Source organism: Saccharopolyspora terrae, from assembly GCF_004348435.1.
In the GTDB taxonomy this organism is placed as follows: Bacteria; Actinomycetota; Actinomycetes; order Mycobacteriales; family Pseudonocardiaceae; genus Saccharopolyspora; species Saccharopolyspora endophytica.
In genome coordinates this window covers 92,419-106,632 of record NZ_SMKS01000005.1, presented here as the reverse complement: position 1 = coordinate 106,632, position 14,214 = coordinate 92,419, and the positions used below count along the sequence as shown (strand labels likewise).

Below are 14,214 nucleotides of genomic sequence, written 5' to 3'. Positions count from 1 at the left end.
GGGAGCGGAGCACCCCGAGCGACGGCTCCCGGCTGCTCGGGGTCGCCGTCTCCCGCTACGTCGTCGGCACGCCGCCGCTGGTCGACATGGGTGACGCGACGCTCATCCGCTGGTTGCGGCCTGTGCTGGCCCATTTCCTGACCACCGATGCGCCGTGAGATGGTGGCGTCGATCCCTACCGGTGTGCACAGTGGAGGCCATGGTGTTCCGCGTACCGACGCCCTCTGACGTCCTCGGCCTGGCGAAGTCCACGGTGGGCTGGGCAGCCGAAACGGCCACGGCCGCCGCAACCGCTCCGGTCCGGGTGCTGGGTCTTCTCGGTGAGACTGAGAAGCTGGTCGGCCGCATCTCCACGGTGGTGGATCAGGTGGAAGACCTGGTCCAGCGCGCCGGCGGAACCGTCGCCGACGCCGAGGAGACGATCCAGGACGCCCGCGCGGTCGCCGTGGCGGCCGCTCCCATCGTGGCCGCAGCCGGCCAGGTCTCGACCATGGCGGAATCGGTCGTGCGGCGGGCGAACGGGATCTGCGACGACGCGGCCAAGACCGTCGCCGAGGCCCAGCGCACCTCGGCCAACGCCGACGAGCTCCTCTCGCTGTACTCGCCCACGGCCAAGAAGGCCGCACCGCTGGTGGACAGGTTCGTCGAGGAGCTCTCCGACGCCGAGGTCGATGCGGCGATCCGCCTGGTCGACGAGCTTCCGCAGCTCACCGAGCACATCCTCACCGACATCCTGCCGATCCTGCGGACCCTGGACCGAGTCGGTCCCGAGATCCACGAGCTCCTCGAAGTCACCTACGACGTCCGCCGGGCGATCGCCGGCATCCCCGGGTTCCAGTTCTTCCGCCGCCGGGGCGAGGACAAGGTCGACGACGAGGAACCCGCGAAGCCGCAGTCGATCGCCGCAGCGGAGTGACCACCATCAAGTCGTGACCGGGAGGGCCGAGGTCAGCTCTCCGACGGCTCCGCCGGAACGCGTTCCTGGGCCGGAACCGACTGCCCCATGGGGATTGCCGGCGTGGCCGCGGTCAGCTCGGCGGTCACGAGCGGTTGCAGAGGCTCGGCCATCGTCAGGGCGGACGGTGCGATCGCCGACATGGCGGCCGACAGCGGGGAGTGCCCGTCGGTGACCTGCGTTCCCGGGGTGGTGCGGACGCTCCAGACGACGACGTCGTCGGTGTTGCGGAGTTCAAGACCGTCGTCGCCGACGGTCAGGTGCGCTCCCGGATTGCCCGCCGTGCCGGTGGACCACACGGCGCCGCCGCGCCGGTCGTAGAGGACGAGGTCGCCGTCGTCGAGGAGCTTGCAGCGGCCGGTCCCGCGGAACTGGGTGTCCGACGCCCAGAGCGCACCACGCCCCTCGTTGCTGTAGAGGACCAGGTTCCCGTCGTCCTGGTGGGTCAGCGTGTGACGGCCGGACGGGGAGGTCAGCGACTGGCGTCCCAGGGTCTGGCCGGGAAGCATCCGGTCACCGATCGCCGGCGGGCCGCCGGGGACGGACGCAGTGCTGTCGGAGGTCCAGACGATCTCGCCGTCGACGTCGGTGATGGTGACGTCGCCGCAGTCGCGCACCACGAGCTTGGCGGCCGGTCGGACCGCGCCGGTGGACCAGATCCGCCTGCCGCTGGGGGAGAAGAGCGCGAGGCCGTCGGTCTCGCGCAGCGCGCAGAGGGCGGTGTCCGCGCCGCAGGTGTTCGAGGCCCACCACGCCCGCATCGACTCGTTCTCGTAGAGCACGATGTTGCCGTCGTCCTGGTGGACCAATGAGAACCGGCCGTTCTCCGAGGTGAGGGATTCGCGGCGCAGCGTCTGCCCGGCGCGCATCTCGTGGCCGGTGGCGTAATCGCCCGGTGCGTAGTCCGGCGCGTCGAGCGGACCGCCGTCTTCGCCGTCGTCGTCACCGTCGTCGGTCAGGATGAAGAAGTCCGTGACGAAGCAGGTGATCTCGCCGTCGGCGTTGCGCCCCACCCAGGTCGGGTAGTGGCCGTCCCCGCCGCCGGAGGAGCACACGACGACCACCGTGCGGTCCTGCTCGTCGGCGAGTCGTCCCGTGCCCGTGCAGTCCCGTTCTTCCAGGGCCTCCAGCACGCGGTCAACGTACTCCTCGTCGTCGCAGAAGGACAGGTTCGCCGCGTCGATGAAACCACCGGTGCCGCCGTCGACGGGGTAGCCGAAGAAGGAGTCGCCGTCCAGGGTCGAGGCGTCCTGGTCACCCACCAGCGCCATCTCCCAGGAGGTCGCCGGCTCGTCGCGAACCTGGATCTTGATCGCTGCCACGGCCTGGTACCAGCTGAACTGATCGGGCTCGCCGAACCGGGCCTCGGCGAGCACGACCGGGTAGGTGCCTGGGGGAACCTCCTGCACGAACGCTCCGTCGTCGGACGAACCGAACATGAAGGGCTCGCCGGCGTAGACCTTCCCGGAGGGCATCCACAGCGAGGTCTCCTGGCGCAGCTGAACGGTGGCGTCGCCGAGCTTGGGGATCGAGTGGCGGGATCCGTCGGTGAAGATCTGGTCGAAGTCAGGGGCGGGGATCGGCATGGGGGCTCTTCCGTTGTGATGTCGGGTTGTTCTCCACACGTGGCACGAGTCGCGTTCGGTTCGCCCCACGCGAATCGGGTTCGGCCGAACGCCCGCCCCGGGCGGTCGCCGCGCGAATCCGCTGGACTCGCGCGGCGACCGCAGGATGCCCCAGGTTCCGAGTTTTCCCACTCTGCAGTTATCAAACAACGAGTGCCGCAAAAATGTTGGGTCAACCGACCTTGGGGTCGGAGTGGTGTTCTCCGCCGAGGAATGGCGGGTCTCGTGATCTGGATGGCTCATCGAGCGCTGCCGAGGGTGCGTTCAACCAGCCGCACCAAGCCGGGTTCATCCGGCGGATGAGCACTGTGGACGGTTGACCGCGGGCGTCGGGACGAGTGGTCGCGGAGGAAATCAGCTTCGAACTCATGTGCTAAATGATGCCCGACGGCGTTCGAAAACGCGAGCGAAAACGCATCGCTAAATAGGGTGATCAAGACGATCACTCAGTGAAACGGTGTGGGCCGTAACCTGTTTCAGGATTGCTCGGCCGAGTGACGTTCCTCGGGTGGCAGCAGCGCCGGGTACCAGATGTCGGTGAGCGTTTCCGCGGGATCGGTGTCGGTGGTGTCCAACGTGCCCTGAACCGCCCAGCGGGTGAAGAAGCGCTCCAGCTGAGTCACCAGCAGTCCGACCCGCAAGCGCGCCTCATCGCCGCGCGAGGCGCCCCACCGCTGCAGGTATCGCGGCATCGCGGCGGGCAGCTCGGCGACCGCTGCCGTCGCGATCGGCCGGAAGGAGGGCTCCAGAGCCACCGCCTCGTCCCACACCGGCAGGATGTCGCGGTTCGCCTCGAACCAGTGGAGGGCGCGGCGCAGCCACTCGGTGAACCGGTCCCGCGAACCGCTGGCCAGGACCGCGTCCAGGTCGGCGTAGACCGAGGCCGCGCGCTGCTGCGTCGTTTCAGCGCCGATCCGCCGCAGGACGTCGGGTTTGCCGTTGAAGTGCAGGTAGAAGGTCGCTCGGCTGCAGCCGACCTCGGAGGTGACGTCGTCGACCGTGACCGCCGCGTAGCCGCGCTCGACGAACAGTCGGCGGGCCGCCTCCAGCAGCGCGGCACGGGTCTGCTGCTTCTGCTGCTGCCTCAGCGTCAGGCGCTCGGTGTCGGTCACGGCCCCGACAATACAGCTGCCAACTCACTGGACACCGCGTCAGCGAAATGGCAGAGTCGATCGCCGATCGCATCGCGACGAGGAGGTTGCCGATGGGTTCCGATCCGGTGGTCTGCATCATCGGCGCCGGTTGTTCCGGCTTCACCACGGCCAAGCGGCTCCGCGACGCCGGAGTTCGCTACGACTGCTTCGAAGAGTCCGACGACATCGGCGGGAACTGGTACTTCGACAACCCCAACGGCCGTTCCGCCTGCTACGAATCGCTGCACATCGACACCTCGACCACCCGGTTGCAGTTCGAGGACTTCCCGGCGGCCGGTGCGTGGCCCGACTTCCCGCACCACACGCTGATCCACCGCTACTTCCGGGACTACGTCGAGCACTTCGGCCTGCGCGAGACCATCACCTTCAACACCCGCGTCGAGGCCGCCCGGCGAACCTCCGGTGGGAACTGGGAAGTCCGGCTGAGCAGCGGTGAGACGCGCGAGTACGACGCGCTGGTGGTCGCCAACGGTCACCACTGGGACCCGCGAACCCCGCAGTACCCGGGCGAGTTCGACGGGACGACCCTGCACAGCCACTCCTACCGCAGCCCGTTCTCACCGGTGGACATGCGCGGCAAGCGGGTCGTGGTGGTGGGCATGGGCAACTCCGCGCTGGACATCGCCGCGGAGCTGTCGCACCGCTCCATCGCCGAGCACGTCTGGGTTTCCGCACGTCGCGGGGTGTGGGTGCTGCCGAAATATCGGGGCGGCAAGCCGGCCGACAAGCTGATGATGCCGCCGTGGATGCCCAAGCGGCTCGCGCTGCGCCTGGCGCGCAAGGCCATCAAGAGCAACGTCGGCGCGATGCGGGACTACGGTCTGCCCGAACCCGACCACGAACCGCTGTCCGCGCACCCGTCGGTGAGCGTCGACTTCCTGGCCAAGGCGGGTTCCGGCGATCTGACCTGCGTTCCCGGCATCGAGCGGCTCGACGGCTCGGAAGTGGAGTGCACCGACGGCACCCGGATCGCGGCCGACGTGATCGTGTTCGCCACCGGCTACAACATGAGCTTCCCGTTCTTCGACGACCCGGAGCTGCAACCCGATGCCGAGCACCGGTTCCCGCTGTTCAAGCGGATCCTCAAGCCGGGCATCGACAACCTGTACTTCGCCGGTCTCGCGCAGGCGTCACCGACGATCGTCAACCTCGCCGAGCAGCAGAGCAAGCTCATCGCCGCGCACCTCACCGGCGAGTACCGGGCTCCCGCGACGGCGGAGATGCGGCGGATGATGGCGCACGACGAGCGCAAGCATCTGCGGCAGTACTACGACGCTCCTCGGCATACCATCCAACTCGACTTCGCCCGGTACGTGCGCGATCTCCACCGCGAGATCGCCGCAGGCAGAAAGCGAGCCACCCGATGAACGGTCACTGCGCACCCCGCTTCGCGCCGCTGCGCGACCTCCTGGAACGCCGGTTGGGCGAAGGCGAGGAACGCGGCGCCTCGATCTGCGTCGTCCAGGACGGCGAGGTGGTGGTCGACATCTGGGGCGGCGAAGCCCGGGAGGGCGTGCCGTGGGAGAGGGACACGCTGGTCAACACCTTCTCGGTGACCAAGACGATGCTCGCCCTGGTCGTGCTCGGCCTGGCCGATGCGGGGGAGCTCGACCTGGACGCGCCGGTGGCCCGCTACTGGCCGGAGTTCGCCGCTGAGGGCAAGGCCGAGGTGCTGGTCAGGCACGTTCTCGGGCACACCAGCGGACTTCCGGGCTGGGACGAGAAGATGACCGTGGCCGACCTCTACGACACGCGCCGGGCGGCGGCGCTGCTGGCCGCGCAGAAGCCGTGGTTCGAGCCGGGGAACGGGTCGGGCTACCAGGCGATCAGCCACGGCCACCTGCTCGGCGAGCTCGTGCAGCGGGTCACCGGGCGGTCCGCCGGAACCGTGCTGCGCACGGACTACGCCGAACCGCTGGGTGCCGATTACTGGCTCGGCGCACCGGAATCCGCGGACGAGCGGGTCGGGGTCCTCAAGTCGCCGCCGCACGCGCCCGACCTCGGCGAGTTCGGGCAGCGGGCGCTGCTCAACCCGCTGTTCTCGATGAAGCTGACCACCACGCGGGAGTTCCTCGGCGCCGAGCTCGGCGGGTTCAACGGTCAGGGCAACGCCCGCTCGGTCGCGCGCCTGCAGTCGCTGGTGTCGCACGGGGGCACCCTCGACGGCAGGACCTACCTGTCGCCGGAGACCGTGGAGCGGATCTTCGAGGTCCAATCCGATTCCCCGGACCGGGTTCTCGGTCACCGCATCCCCTTCGGCATGGGGTACGCGCTGCCCACGCCGGATCTCATGCCCACGCCGTCCGGGCGGATCTGCTGGTGGGTCGGCCACGGAGGCGCCGTGGTGGTCAACGACCTCGACCGGCGGATGACCATGGCCTACACGATGAACAAGATGGCCGCCGAGCTCGTCGGGGCGGCCAAGACCCGCGAGTACGTGCGCACGACCTACGAGTGCGTGGCGGCCTGAGGACATGACGACGCCGGCGACCCGCGGGGCCGCCGGCGTCGTCGGCGATCAGGCTCCGAAGCCCTTGAAGATGGTGGTGAACTCGAAGGGCTGCTGCTCGATGCTGCTGCACGTCGGCGACACCGCGCCGCCCGGGCAGCCGCCGTTGTCGCGGCCCGCGGACCAGAACGACAGCAGGCCGATCCCGTTGGCGTTGGCCCAGTCCAGCAGCTGGCGGGCGTGGTCCTGGGTGAAGATGTTGCCGTTGAAGTTGCGGCCGATCATCGGCGTGACGCCCAGCTTCTTCTTCAGGTCGGCGTCGCTGAGGTCGGGCCAGATCTCCTTCATCTGCTTCAGGGTGCTCTCGGCGGCCGCGATCACCGCGTCGCCCCACGGCTTCTGCGAGCCGAACTCCATGGCCATCGGGTTGACCAGCACGTCGACCCCGTGCGCGGCGGCGCTCTGCAGCACCTGCAGCGAGTAGGGGTCGAGGCCGGTCTCATCGGCCTGGACGCGCAGGGTGTAGCTGACCTTGGTGCCGCGCTCGGCCTGGAGCTTGGCGAGCGCCTCGTTGACGACGTCGTGCGGGATGGTCGCCTCGACGTCGACGTCGAGGTGGTTGGCGCCGGTCGCGTCGAGGATCGCCTTGTAGGCGCCCAGCAGCTCGTCGGCGGTGCCGCACACGCTCTCCAGGTACGGGCCCATGGCGCCGCCGGTGGCGACGATGACGTCGCCGCCCATGGCGCGCAGTTCGTCGATCTGGCCCTTGATGGCCGGGTCGTCGACGGCCCGCTCGCCACCCCACATCGGGGTGCAGCCGGCGGCGCTGCCGAGCACGAAGGCGAGCGTGAAGTGCTGCTGGCCGGTGGCCTTGGCGACCTCGGCCAGGGTGGGCTTCTCCTGCATCACGTCGATGTAGGGAGCGGACTTGATCTCGGCGGGCGCTTCCTGGGCGAGGGCGGAACCCGCCGCCAGCGGGAGCATCGAGCCCGCGACCAGGGCGGTGACGAGCTTTCGGGGGATTCGCACGGTGCTACTCCGGGGGCTCACTGGAACTCGGCGATGATCTTGGTGAATTCGTAGGGCTGCTGCTCGACGCTGCTGCACTTGCCGTCGGCCCATCCGCCGGGCTGGGTGCAGACGCGGTCGCGGTTGAGCGCCCAGTAGGAGAGGCGGCCGATCTGCTTCTGCTTGGCGTAGTCCAGCAGCGCGCGGAAGGTGTCCGGCGTGAACAGCTCGGACGGCTGGTCGGTGTGACCGTTCATGAGGATCACGCCGGTGCGCGCGTAGGCCGCGGCGTCGTCGAACTCGGGGTGCAGCTCGCGCAGCTGCTTGTGGAACGCCTCGGCGACCGAGATGGCGCTGTTGGCCATGTCCTGCCCGGGGCCGCCGTAGTCGAAGTCCATGATCTTGAACAGGTCGATCTCGGCGCCCATGTCCTTGGCGCGCTGGATCTCGGCCTTGCCCGCTTCGTTGAGGCCGACGGTGGTCATCGGCAGCGTCAACGTGACGTGCAGGTCGGGGTTGCGCTCCTTGAGCATCTTGATGGCTTCGAAGCGCTTGGTCTCGTTGGGGACGTCGCCGAGGTCGTCGCCCTCGATGTCGAGGTCGATGTGCGTCAGCTCGTAGGAGTCGATGACCTGCTGGTAGGCGTCCGCCAGGGCGGTGGCGTCGGCGCACGCGGTCGCGAGCTCGATGCCGTTGTAGCCGCCGAAGGACACCGAGATGTTGCCGCCGGCGGCGCGCACCGCGTCGGCCTTGGCCTTCACGGCGGTGTCGGTGGCGATCTCCTGACCGACCTTGCCGTCCCAGGTGGGGGTGCAGGAGTCGGTGGAGGGGGCCAGGGCGAAGGCGAAGATGTAGTCCTTCTGCCCGCTGGCCCGGATCGCCTCGGCGATGTCCTGCGGTTCGTTGTCCAGCGGCATGTAGTAGGGCGCGGCCTTGAGCTCACCGGGCGCGGCCTGCGCCGTCAAGGCTCCGGCGATCGGCAGCATCAGCAGGCCGGCGGCCAGCGCCGCCCATCGGATCGGTTTCCTCGTCACAGGGTTCTCCCCTCATGGCGACCCGGCCGGTCGGTCGGGTCGTGAATCGATCCGGAAGCGCGGCGCGCTCGGCCCCGGATTTCGCACTGCGGAGATCTCCGCTACCGGCGCGGCAGAAAGTATGTGCACCACGCCACGGAGTCAATGGGTCTAGACCACTTTGGCGGGACTACGCAACGACTCTGGACCAGGCGCGCCATCGGCAGCGCCCCCGTGCCGCAGCGGGTTCCGCCGGACACCGCGCCACGTCGTTCCGGAGCTGCCCGGCGTTAGCGGATTCCAGCGGTGCGAAGGATCACGATCTGCCAGCGGTCCTCACCACGCGGACGACCGCCTGCCACTTGATCCGTTCTTCCTGCGCACAGCCGGGTGAAGGGGGCTTCGCCCGGTTCCGGGAGGTTCAGCGGCGGGGATCTAGGGTGGCCGCCCATTGCCGCAGTACCCACTCGAAGGAGTGATCGGCTCCCCATGTCGAACGCCAACCCAACTCCGAGGCGCACCGCGTTGGTGGCGGCTGCCGCGCTCTCCACCGTGATGCTCGGCAGCACCCCGGCCACCGCCGAGCCCGAGTCGGGCGAGGCGTCGCAGGCGGCGCAGAAGCTGCGCGAGCTGTCCCGCCAGGCCGAGGTGATCACCGAGGACTACAAGAAGGCGCAGGACGACCACGCGGCCAAGCGCCACGACCTCGACCGGTTCAACGCCGAAGCCCAGCAGGCGGACCGGGTCGCCGGCGAAGCGCGCGTGCAGGAGGAGCAGCTCCGCGGCCAGGTCGACCGGCTGAGCAAGGCCTCCTACAAGGGTTCGCAGATGAACTCGATCGCTGCGGTCCTCGGAAGCGAAACCCCGGACGCGTTCCTGGACCGGGCCTCCACGCTCGACCTGATGGCGCAGCACAACTCCGAGTCCGTGCACGCCTACGCCGAAGCCACGCACCGCGCGGAGAGCGCCCGCCGCCAGGCCTGGGACGCGCGCGCCGGTGCCGCCAAGGCCGAGTCCGACGCCGCGCGGCTGGAAGGCGACATCGCCGGCCGCAAGAAGGAGATGGACTCCCAGGTCGCCAAGGTCAAGCAGCAGTACAACGAGCTCAGCGAGAAGGACAAGGACGCGCTGTCCGGCGTCGAGAGCGCCGTGGGTCAGCTCACCGGTTCCGGTGCGGCGATCAAGGCGGTCAACGCCGCCCTGGGCAAGCAGGGCTCGCCGTACGTGTTCGGAGCCAAGGGGCCCGAGGAGTTCGACTGCTCAGGCCTGGTGCAGTGGGCCTACAAGCAGGCAGGCGTCGACCTGCCGGGCTCGACGCGCTCGCAGGTGTCGGCGGGGCGTTCGGTGTCGCAGTCGGAGATGAAGCCCGGCGACATCGTCTTCTTCTACAGCTCCGCCAGCCACGACGGCATCTACATCGGCAACGGCAAGATCGTGCACGCCCCCACCGAGGGCCAGGACGTCACCGTCGAAGAGGTCGAGTACATGGGTGAGGTCCACTCGGTGCGTCGCGTCGCCGGCTGACGGCCGGTTGCGCGCAGCGGGTGGTGTTCCGGCATTTCGCGACCGCGCCGAAATCGGTTCCGCTACAGTGTGTGCTTGCATGATCACTGAAAGCCAGGTTCCTGGTCCCGCCCTCGCGTGAACCGAGGTTCCGGGCGAGGCGGAGAACGTTGGGAGAGCCCATGTTAAACAGGATCGCGATGGTGTCGGTGACCGCTGCGGCCACCGTGCTGCCGCTCGGCGCGGGCAGCGCGGCGGCCCAACCGGCGCCGGGCCCCGAGCTCGTCCCCGGCACGCCGTGCACGGCGACCGCGCATGCGTGCGTGAGCCTTTCGAAGAACCGCGCGTGGCTGATTCGCGCCGGCGAGGTCTACTACGGCGAGGCCTCGGCGCTCGGCGGCCGTCCGGAGAGCCCCACCCCGGCCGGGGTCTTCCACGTGACGTGGAAGGACAAGGACCACCACAGCAAGGAATTCGACGCACCGATGCCGAACTCGGTGTTCTTCACCAACACCGGCGTCGCGTTCCACCAGGGCAGCCTCACCGAGCGCTCCGCGGGCTGCATCCACCTGTCGAAGAAGTCCTCCACGGTCTTCTTCGACAAGCTCCAGGTCGGCGACGAGGTCCAGGTCGTCCCGTAAGCGGAGAACCCGTGGAGGGCCCGTGACTTTCGCGCACCACGTGCGGGAGTCGTGGGCCCTTCGTCACTTTCAGGACTGGGGGAGGGCGGCGTGCAGCGTCGCCGCCCACTGGGTGACGATGTTCTGGCGCCGCGCGGAGTCGTCGGTGAGGACGTCGGCGAGGCCGAGTCCCCGGGCGAGGTCGAGGGTGGCCTGGACGAGACGTCGCGTGGTCGGGTCGGTGTCGTCGGCGCCGAGCAGCTCGATCGCCGTCTGGTGGACCGTGCGGCCGAACTTCGCTTCCAGCGGCACGATCCGCTCCCGCAGGGACGGGTCCGCGGCGGCCGCCGTCCAGACCTGGAGGGCGGCCTTGAACAGCTCGCCCGTGTAGTGGTCGACGACCCTGGAGACCACGAACTCGGTCCGTCCTGGCCCTTCGGGCAGCCGGGTGCTCTCGGCGCGGATCTCCGCCATCCGCGCGTCGAACATGTGCTCCAGGGCTGCGGTGATGAGGTCCTCGCGAGCCGGGAAGTGGTGCTGCGCCGCACCGCGCGACACACCCGCGCGCTGCGCCGCGGCGGTGACCGTCGTGGCCTCCCAGCCCTGGTCGGCCAGGCAGTCGATGGTCGCTTCCAGCAGGCGTTGCCGCGTCGCCCGGCTGCGGTCCTGCTTCGGCTCGCGCGACGACATTCTGCTCATCCCCCCACCGGTGCTGACCGGATCCGGCTCAGTACGACTTCGGCAGGCCCAGGCTGTGCTGGGCCACGTAGTTGAGGATCATTTCACGGCTGACCGGAGCGACCCGGGCGATACGGGCGGCCCCGAGCATCGCGGCCAGGCCGTGCTCGGCCGTCAGGCCGGAACCGCCGTGGGTCTGGATGGCGCGGTCCAGGGCGGCGATGCTGGCCTCGGCGGCCGCGTACTTGGCCATGTTCGCCGCCTCGGCGGCCTCCAGGTCCAGGCCCTCGTCGTAGAGCGTGGCGGCCTTCTGCATCATCACCTTGGCCAGCTCCACCTCGATCTTGTGCTGCGCCAGCGGGTGGGCGATGCCCTGGTGCGCGCCGATCGGGGTCTTCCAGACCTGCCGCTGGTTGGCGTACTCGACGGCCGTGGTCAGGGCGTAGCGGCCCATGCCGGTGGCCAGGGCGGCACCGAGGATGCGTTCCGGGTTGAGGCCGGAGAACAGCTGCATCAGCGCCGCGTCCTCCTCGCCGACCAGCGCGTCTGCCGGCAACCGCACGTCGTCCAGGAACAGCGTGAACTGCCGGTCCGGGGCGATGATGTCCATCTCCATCGGCTGCGCCACGAAGTTCGGCGTGCCGGTGGGCACGACGAACAGCGCGGGCTTGAGCTTGCCGGTGCGGGAGTCCTCGGTGCGGGCGACGACCAGCACCGCGTCGGCCTGGTCGACGCCGGAGATGAACACCTTCTGGCCCTGCAGGATCCAGTCGTCGCCGTCGCGACGGGCGGTGGTGGTGATGTGGTGCGAGTTCGAGCCCGCGTCCGGTTCGGTGATGGCGAAGACCATCGTGGTGGTGGCGTCGGCGAGGCCGGGCAGCCAGCGCTGCTTCTGCTCGGGCGTGCCGTACTTGGTGATGATCGTGCCGCAGATCGCGGGGGAGACCACGACCAGCAGGAGCCCGGCGCCCTGGGCTGCGAGTTCTTCCTGCACCAGCGCGAGTTCGTAGATCCCGGCACCGCCGCCGCCGTACTCCTCGGGGATGTTGACGCCGAGGAACCCGAGCCTGCCCGCCTCGGACCAGAGCTCGGTGAGCGGTTCGTGCCGGCGCGCCTTGGGCAGCACGTAGTCGACGTGGTTGTAGCGCTGGGCGAGCTTGGCGACGGAAGCGCGCAGTTCCTTGCGCTCGTCGGACTCGATGAAGCTCATGCGTTCTCCTCGGTGTCCGGGGTGTCGACCACGGCGAGCACGGTTCCCACCTCGACCTGCTGCCCCGCGACGACGTCGAGCTCGCTGAGCACGCCGTCGGCGGGGGCGGCGATGGTGTGCTCCATCTTCATCGCCTCCAACCACAGGATCGGCTGACCTGCGGTGACGCGGTCTCCGACGGTGGCGGCGAGGCGGATGACCTTGCCGGGCATCGGGGCCAGCAGCGACCCCTCGGTGACCAGGTCGGCGGGGTCGGTGAAACGCGGCACGCGCGCCAGCGCGACCGGCCCGAGCGGGGAGTCGACGTGGACGCGGTCGTCGTAGCGGGCGATGTCGAAGCTCCGGCGGACCGGGCCGTGCTCACCCGGAACGTCGAGCACGACGCGGGTCGGGGTCGCCTCCACCAGCGCGAGTCCCGGGTGGTCGGCGACCTCGACGCCGGTGCGCTTGGCGAGGTAGGACACCTCGATCTCGCGGTCCCCGCAGGTGTAGGTCTTGGTCTGCGGCACCGACGGCAGGTTCCGCCACCCCGACGGGATCCGGGCGTTGGCCCGCGCGGTGAGGCGGTTCTCGGCGGCCGCGGCCATCGCGGCGGCGACCGCGGCGAGGTCGGCGGTGTCGTCGGTGGCCAGCGGGCGGGACAGGGCCGGCAGGCCGTGGCGGTCGAAGAACGCCGTGTCCGTGTCACCGGCCAGGAACGCCGGGTGCCGCAGGATGCGCACGAGCAGGTCCCGGTTGGTGACCAGGCCGTGGATCTCGGCTCGCGCCAGGCTCGCGGCCAACAGCCGCGCGGCTTCCTCCCGGCTCTCGCCGAAGGAGATGACCTTGGCCAGCATCGGGTCGTAGTGGATGCTCACCGCGTCCCCGTCGGCGAAACCGGAGTCCAGCCTGACCCCCGGAGTGCTCAGGACGGTGAACTCCGCTGCGGTGTCGCCGAACTCGATGCGCTCCATCGTTCCGCTCTGCGGGCGCCAGTCGTGCGCGGGGTCTTCGGCGTAGAGCCGGACCTCGATCGAATGACCTCGGGATGCGGGAGGTTCGGTGGGAAGCGCGTGGCCGTCGGCGATCTGCAGCTGGAGCCGAACCAGGTCGACTCCGGTGGTGTTCTCGGTGACCGGGTGCTCGACCTGCAGGCGCGTGTTCATCTCCAGGAAGAAGAACTCGCCCCGCTCGTCGGCCAGGAACTCCACGGTCCCCGCGCCCTCGTAGCCGATGGCGGAGGCCGCGAGCCGCGCGGACTCGAACAGCCGCTCCCGCATCTGCGGGCCGATGCGCTCGACCAGCGGGGACGGCGCTTCTTCGACGACCTTCTGGTGCCTGCGCTGGATCGAGCACTCGCGCTCGCCGAGCGCCCACACCGTGCCGTGCGCGTCGGCGAGGACCTGCACCTCGATGTGCCGGCCGGTCTCCAGGTAGCGCTCGCAGAACACGGTCGGGTCGCCGAAGGCCGACTCGGCTTCGCGACGCGCGGCGTCGAGCTGCTCCGGCAGCTCGGCCAGCGTCCGCACCACCCGCATGCCGCGACCACCGCCGCCTGCGGAGGCCTTGACCAGGACCGGCAGGTCGGACTCGGTGACGGACTCGGGGTCCAGCTCGGGCAGCACCGGGACCCCGGCGTCGGACATCAGCTTCTTGGCCTCGACCTTGGAGCCCATCGACTCGATGGCCTGGACCGGCGGACCCACCCAGCGGAGCCCGGCGTCGGAAACCGCCTGCGCGAACGCGGCGTTCTCCGAGAGGAACCCGTACCCGGGGTGGATGGTGTCGGCACCGGTGGACCTCGCGGCCTGCACGAGCCGCTCGGCCCTCAGGTACGTCTCACCCGGGGTGTCGCCGGGCAGCCGGACCGCCACGTCGGCTTCGGCGACGTGCGGCGCGGACGCGTCGGTATCGGAGAAGACCGCCGTGGTCGACAGGCCCATGCGGCGGGCGGTGGCGAAGACCCGTCGGGCGATCTCACCGCGGTTGGCGACCAGAACATGGGTGATCATCGCTTCAG

13 protein-coding genes are annotated in these 14,214 nt (G+C 69.7%); 6 read left to right on the top strand and 7 right to left on the bottom strand.

The features are described from left to right. Positions 1–32 precede the first annotated feature (32 nt). Both E1181_RS32840 and E1181_RS05485 read left to right on the top strand, forming a co-directional pair. A complete protein-coding gene (locus tag E1181_RS32840) occupies positions 33–158 on the top strand; it encodes a TetR/AcrR family transcriptional regulator (protein WP_165944528.1) in 126 nt (41 codons plus the stop codon). A gap of 41 nt (positions 159–199) precedes the next feature. After that, positions 200–916 (top strand): hypothetical protein, encoded by a 717-nt coding sequence (locus tag E1181_RS05485; protein WP_132672796.1) that lies wholly within the window; start codon positions 200–202, stop codon positions 914–916. Between the two features lie 32 nt (positions 917–948). Here the strand turns inward: E1181_RS05485 and E1181_RS05480 are convergent, their stop codons facing one another. Both E1181_RS05480 and E1181_RS05475 read right to left on the bottom strand, forming a co-directional pair. Then, the gene (locus E1181_RS05480) at positions 949–2,541 is read right to left on the bottom strand and encodes a DUF4241 domain-containing protein (protein WP_165944520.1); all 1,593 of its coding nucleotides are present in this window, start codon (positions 2,539–2,541) and stop codon (positions 949–951) included. A gap of 515 nt (positions 2,542–3,056) precedes the next feature. Next, positions 3,057–3,692 carry a TetR/AcrR family transcriptional regulator gene (locus tag E1181_RS05475; RefSeq protein WP_235876418.1) on the bottom strand — a complete coding sequence of 212 codons (636 nt, stop codon included), beginning with the start codon at positions 3,690–3,692 and terminating at the stop codon, positions 3,057–3,059. Between the two features lie 92 nt (positions 3,693–3,784). Between E1181_RS05475 and E1181_RS05470 the strand changes: the two genes are divergently transcribed. Together E1181_RS05470 and E1181_RS05465 are read left to right on the top strand one after the other, a co-directional pair. Next, positions 3,785–5,101, top strand: coding sequence for a flavin-containing monooxygenase (locus E1181_RS05470; RefSeq protein ID WP_132672794.1), 1,317 nt, complete (start codon positions 3,785–3,787; stop codon positions 5,099–5,101). Beyond that, entirely contained in the window at positions 5,098–6,204 is a 1,107-nt protein-coding gene (locus E1181_RS05465; RefSeq protein WP_132672793.1) for a serine hydrolase domain-containing protein, read from the top strand. The genes E1181_RS05470 and E1181_RS05465 overlap by 4 nt, the downstream gene beginning before the upstream one ends. 48 nt (positions 6,205–6,252) lie before the next feature. Here E1181_RS05465 and E1181_RS05460 read toward each other — a convergent pair whose 3' ends face one another. Both E1181_RS05460 and E1181_RS05455 read right to left on the bottom strand, forming a co-directional pair. Then, the gene (locus E1181_RS05460; RefSeq protein ID WP_235876415.1) at positions 6,253–7,212 is read right to left on the bottom strand and encodes a chitinase; all 960 of its coding nucleotides are present in this window, start codon (positions 7,210–7,212) and stop codon (positions 6,253–6,255) included. Positions 7,213–7,229: 17 nt separating this feature from the next. Further along, on the bottom strand, positions 7,230–8,225 hold the full coding sequence (locus E1181_RS05455) for a chitinase (protein WP_132672792.1): 996 nt from the start codon (positions 8,223–8,225) through the stop codon (positions 7,230–7,232). 468 nt (positions 8,226–8,693) lie between these two features. On the opposite strand from E1181_RS05455, the gene E1181_RS05450 reads away from it, so the two are divergent. Continuing rightward, positions 8,694–9,728 (top strand): C40 family peptidase, encoded by a 1,035-nt coding sequence (locus tag E1181_RS05450; protein WP_132672791.1) that lies wholly within the window; start codon positions 8,694–8,696, stop codon positions 9,726–9,728. Positions 9,729–9,889: 161 nt separating this feature from the next. Continuing rightward, positions 9,890–10,348, top strand: a complete 459-nt coding sequence (locus E1181_RS05445; RefSeq protein WP_235876413.1) for a L,D-transpeptidase — start codon at positions 9,890–9,892, stop codon at positions 10,346–10,348. Positions 10,349–10,417: 69 nt separating this feature from the next. Here the strand turns inward: E1181_RS05445 and E1181_RS05440 are convergent, their stop codons facing one another. The 3 genes from E1181_RS05440 to E1181_RS05430 are packed head-to-tail and all read right to left on the bottom strand — an operon-like array spanning position 10,418 to position 14,206. Then, positions 10,418–11,026, bottom strand: a complete 609-nt coding sequence (locus tag E1181_RS05440) for a TetR/AcrR family transcriptional regulator (RefSeq protein WP_207922023.1) — start codon at positions 11,024–11,026, stop codon at positions 10,418–10,420. A 28-nt stretch (positions 11,027–11,054) separates the two neighbouring features. Next, complete coding sequence (locus E1181_RS05435; protein WP_132672790.1) at positions 11,055–12,215, bottom strand: acyl-CoA dehydrogenase family protein; 1,161 nt, start codon at positions 12,213–12,215, stop codon at positions 11,055–11,057. Next, positions 12,212–14,206: an acetyl/propionyl/methylcrotonyl-CoA carboxylase subunit alpha gene (locus tag E1181_RS05430; protein WP_132672789.1), complete on the bottom strand. Its 1,995-nt coding sequence runs from the start codon at positions 14,204–14,206 to the stop codon at positions 12,212–12,214. Before E1181_RS05430 ends, E1181_RS05435 begins: the two co-directional genes overlap by 4 nt. Between the last annotated feature and the right edge of the window lie 8 nt (positions 14,207–14,214).